The organism is Gemmiger gallinarum (assembly GCF_014982805.1).
Taxonomy (GTDB): domain Bacteria; phylum Bacillota; class Clostridia; order Oscillospirales; family Ruminococcaceae; genus Gemmiger; species Gemmiger gallinarum.
Window position 1 is genome coordinate 1 of record NZ_JADCKC010000006.1, and the last position, 4,257, is coordinate 4,257.

The 4,257-nt window shown below is 54.4% G+C and carries 6 protein-coding genes, 1 tRNA gene, 1 rRNA gene and 1 pseudogene; 6 read left to right on the forward strand and 3 right to left on the reverse strand.

What is annotated here, in order from left to right:
* Nucleotides 1-64 precede the first annotated feature (64 nt).
* From rrf to INF35_RS14000, 6 genes and pseudogenes are all read left to right on the forward strand, one after another.
* Nucleotides 65-181, forward strand: a 5S ribosomal RNA gene (rrf, locus tag INF35_RS13555).
* A gap of 58 nt (nucleotides 182-239) precedes the next feature.
* A tRNA-Lys gene (locus INF35_RS13560) sits at nucleotides 240-315 on the forward strand.
* 676 nt (nucleotides 316-991) lie between these two features.
* Entirely contained in the window at nucleotides 992-1,915 is a 924-nt protein-coding gene (locus tag INF35_RS13565; protein WP_193503361.1) for a ParM/StbA family protein, read from the forward strand.
* Nucleotides 1,912-2,190 carry a plasmid segregation centromere-binding protein ParR gene (locus tag INF35_RS13570; protein ID WP_193503363.1) on the forward strand — a complete coding sequence of 93 codons (279 nt, stop codon included), beginning with the start codon at nucleotides 1,912-1,914 and terminating at the stop codon, nucleotides 2,188-2,190. Before INF35_RS13565 ends, INF35_RS13570 begins: the two co-directional genes overlap by 4 nt.
* Nucleotides 2,191-2,316: 126 nt before the next feature.
* A pseudogene (locus INF35_RS13575) lies at nucleotides 2,317-2,750 on the forward strand (DUF4368 domain-containing protein); the annotation flags it as partial.
* A gap of 133 nt (nucleotides 2,751-2,883) precedes the next feature.
* Nucleotides 2,884-3,015, forward strand: a complete 132-nt coding sequence (locus tag INF35_RS14000) for a hypothetical protein (protein WP_268885754.1) — start codon at nucleotides 2,884-2,886, stop codon at nucleotides 3,013-3,015.
* Nucleotides 3,016-3,059: 44 nt separating this feature from the next.
* On the opposite strand, the gene INF35_RS13580 is transcribed toward INF35_RS14000, so the two are convergent.
* The 3 genes from INF35_RS13580 to INF35_RS13590 all read right to left on the reverse strand — a co-directional run.
* On the reverse strand, nucleotides 3,060-3,290 hold the full coding sequence (locus INF35_RS13580; RefSeq protein ID WP_193503365.1) for a cysteine-rich KTR domain-containing protein: 231 nt from the start codon (nucleotides 3,288-3,290) through the stop codon (nucleotides 3,060-3,062).
* A complete protein-coding gene (locus tag INF35_RS13585) occupies nucleotides 3,291-3,947 on the reverse strand; it encodes a ribulose-phosphate 3-epimerase (RefSeq protein ID WP_193503367.1) in 657 nt (218 codons plus the stop codon).
* Nucleotides 3,947-4,257: RpiB/LacA/LacB family sugar-phosphate isomerase (locus INF35_RS13590; RefSeq protein WP_193503369.1), on the reverse strand; the 311-nt coding region annotated here is incomplete at its 5' end. The genes INF35_RS13585 and INF35_RS13590, both read right to left, overlap by 1 nt.

Below are 4,257 nucleotides of genomic sequence, written 5' to 3' on the forward strand. Positions count from 1 at the left end.
TTATTCAGTTTTGAGGGCACATGCCTTCAGAAAAGAGAATATGCGATCGAAAGATTGTATACCGGCCGGTGTCGATGACGGTGAGGTTCCACCTGTTCCCATTCCGAACACAGAAGTTAAGCTCACTTGTGCCGACGATAGTTGGTTGGAAACGACCTGTGAAAATAGGTAGATGCCGGCTTCTCTTGAAAAAGCAGCCTTCGGGCCGAGCTTAGGCCCGGTCCGAAGTTTGCTTATATGCACCATTAGCTCAGCTGGTAGAGCAACTGACTCTTAATCAGTGGGTCCTGGGTTCGAGTCCCCGATGGTGCACCAAAAAGAGCCAACAACGTAAGTTGCTGACTCTTTTCTTTTTGTTGTCACTGTGTATAACAGGGAAGATGGATTGATGCCATTATGTCAGCCCTTTTTCTTTTTCCTGTATTCCAGCACTTGAATGGTCAGAAAAGTGGTCACTGTGTACAACAGCAAAGATGGACTGACGTAACCGGCGTCAGTCCTTTTTCTTTTTCCAGTATTCCAACACTTGAATGGTCAGAGAAACGGAAGCGTATATCGTGCCACCAATGAGGGAGAGCAACAAAAGCAATTCACTCAATTCCAATACACCATCACCTCCTGCCTAAAATGGTTCAACTGGCAGTGCAAACAGTGACGGCGAACAGTCTATCATGTTTTGGGGAAACCTGTCAAACCATATATGTGCTTGGGAGGTTTGTACCACATTTTGGTACAAACCACAATGACGATACAATGGAAAAATTTTTGGTAGTGCTGTTCGTATATATCAATAGCTAAAATAGCAGGGGACAAGTGCGCCCATTTTTAGCCGCTCGGCTTCTGGCAATGCCGGAACCGGGCGGCTTTTGCCTTTCCCCCTCTCCACACCTCTCCCCCTAGTATAAATTTACCGGCTGGGAAGAAAAGTTATCTACCAGCCGTTTACATAGATCTGCAAATCTCAACGAAAAACGAAAGCGAGGCAAAACCCATGAACATTGGCATTGATCACGGTTACTACGCCATCAAAACGCGGCATTGTTCTTTCCCAGCCGGTCTTACAGCCTACGGCAGCCACGAACCTTACACCCGCCAGGGACTCCTTGAGTCCGGCGGGAGTTTTTTTGTTTGCGGTACCGGCCGGCAACCGATCCAGCGTGACAAAACCATCAATGACAACTACTACCTGCTGACGCTGGCTGCATTGGCGCAGGAAATCCGCAGCCGGGGCGCACCCACTGAGTGTACAATCCGGATCGCAGCGGGCCTGCCGCTGACCAGCTATGGCCGGGACAAGCCGAAGTTTCGCAGCTATCTGCTTCGTCCTTCCCAGCCGGTTCAGTTCCGCTACGAGGGTGTGGAATACAGCATCACCATCGCGGATGTGCAGCTGTTTCCCCAGGGCTTTGCGGCCCTGATGGCCGAGCCGGACCTGCTGACCGACGAACCGTCGCTGCTGCTCATGGACATCGGCGGCTGGACGGTGGATCTGATGCGGATCGACAACGCTCTGCCGGTAGCGGAGACGGCGCACAGCCTGGAACTGGGGATGATTCGCTGCATCGATGAGATCCGGGAGAGGGTCCGCCAGGAAACCGGTCTTTCGCTCACCGACGCCCAGATCGAGCAGATCCTGGCAGGCCAGCCCTGCAGTCTGTCGGACGAGGTGCGCAGCATCGTGAACAAACAGGGGCGGCTGTATGCCGAGCGGTTGTTCTCCGCGGTCATGGAAGCGGGCTTCGACCTTCACGCCATGCCTCTGGTCATGTTGGGCGGTGGAGCTTGCATCGTGAACCGCCACATCAGCCCCCAAGACGGCCTGTGCCGCGTGATTCCGCTGCTGGACGACCGGGTGAACGCCATCGGTTTTGAGCGTGCTTTGGGCCGCGTTCAGGGCACGGTGAGCAGGGAGTGAAGCGCCCGCAATACGTTTTCCGGCCACAGATCAGCATCCCAGACCATCGGCGAGCCTGGACCCTGCTGCAGCAGATACCGCCAAACCAGCGCAAAGATTTTCTGGTCAGGGCGATCCTGGCCGAAGAACAACGGGATGCGTTCAAGCAGATCCTGCGGGAAGTGATCCGGGAAGAACTCGCGCGCGGCGTCGTGATCCAGGACCTTGCCAAACCGACTGCGGGGAAAGAGGTGCCCAAACAGACGCTGGATTTTTTGGCATCCCTTTGCGACTGACCACTGGCTTGTCATTGTTGCTTATGATACATTTCAGATAAGAGAGAGGCTTCCGGGGTGCTGTACAATGGCCGAATCCGCCGCCTGACCCCACGGGAGTGCCTGCGCTTGCAGGGCTGGAAGGATGAACGCATCGACAATGCCACTGATAAGGGACAGGCCGCCGCAAGAAAGAAGCAGGCCGCAGAACTGAAAAAGGCAGAGAAGCGAAAAGCCGAAGTCGATACCCTGTTTGCCCGGATGTATGAGGACTGGGCGGCGGGGCGTATCACGGAATACAACTTCTCCATGCTGTCCGGGAAGTACCAAAACGAACAGGCTGAACTGGGCGAAAAGATTGAACAGCTTCAATCCGCTATCGCCGCTGAAAGCCAGAACGCCGCAGACGCAGAAAATGGATTGCCTTGATGAAAGAGTGCGTCAATCCAACAGAACTGACCGCCGAACTTTTGAATACGCTGATTGAAAAAATCGTTGTCCATGAAGCGGTCAAAGGTGAGGACAGAAGCCGGGAACAGGAGGTAGAAATCTTCTACCGCTTTATCGGCAAAATTGATTGAATGATACCAATATCTTTAACTATGTGATACCGGCGTTGCCAACCCGGAATTTGAATCCATCTATCTGTTGTTCCGTTTTCTGGGCATCGATGCCAATGCAATCTTTTACCCGGAGCGTAGCGATGTTGACACTATGCTGAATCAATTTCAGCGCATGCTTGCTGGCTGCACCGGTGACGAACTGGAGATGCTGTTATCTATCAATCGCGAGATCCTGATCCACACACGGCGAATGGATGAAGTTGGCGAAGTAGAAACCGTTTAAGAAAATGGCCCGCTTTTCAGTTGCATGAAAAGCGGGCCTTGCTGCTATTTATAGACCTTTGTGCAGGGATAGATTTTTCTTCGGATGATATCTACCCGCATTTCCTTTTTGCATTTCGGGCAATACATCGGGAAACGAAGCGCCAATGTATCTTGATAAATCTTTGTTTTCGTCTTATTGTGGCAAACCGGGCAATTAACCCATACAGATTTTGCGGTACATTCATTTGCCAAACAGTCTGCTCTTTTTTTGGCGCCGCCTTTTACTGCAAACATCTACGGTTTTGCCTTCTCCGAACGCAATGCACACACATTTTGATATATGTTTCCATAGAAAACCGCACTACCCGCCACAATGCTCCGTGCCCCGGCCGCATAGGCGCCGGGCAGGGTACCAGGGGTGATGCCGCCATCCACCTGGATGACGGTATTGCTCCCCTGCCCTTGCAGCAGACTTTTGGCAGCAGCGATCTTCTCGTTGCTGCCGGGCAGATAGACCTGCCCACCGCGACCGGGGTGTACCGTCATCAGCAGCAGCTGCGAAATTTGGGCCAGGTACGGCAGGGCCGATTCCACCGGCGTTTCGGGGTTGAGTACCAGCCCGGCTTGCATCCCGGCGGCGCAGATGGCCCGCAGGGCAGCTTCCGGCCCGCCCGGGATCTCGTAATGGACCGAGACCCGCTTTACCCCCAGTTTCTCCAGTTCCGGCAGAAAATCCAGCGGCTTTTCCACCATCAGGTGAACGTCTAGGGGTTTGGTGGTCAGGCGTTCCATCGTACGCACCATGCCCGTACCAAAGGAGATGGCCGGCACAAAGTGCCCGTCCATCACGTCGATGTGAAAGGCATCCACACCGGCGGCATTGGCCGCCCGCATGTCCCGCTCCAGATTGGCAAAGTCGGCGGCCAGAATGGATGCACACAGTTCAAACATTATTCTTCCTCCAGCTGGGATACCCGACGGCTGTGACGCTCCTCCTCCGAGAAAGGCGTGTCCAGGAAGATGTCCACGATCTCCAGCGCCAGGCCGGGTCCGGTGACCAGCGCGCCCAGAGCAAGCACGTTGGCGTTGTTGTGCAGGCGGGTGGCTTTGGCAGAGAAGCAATCCCCGCACAGGGCGCAGCGGATGCCGGGCACCTTGTTGGCGGCGATGGAGATGCCGATGCCGGTGCTACAGATGACGATGCCTTTTTCGCACTCGCCCGATGCCACGGCATGGGCCACCGCCTTGCCATAGACGGGGT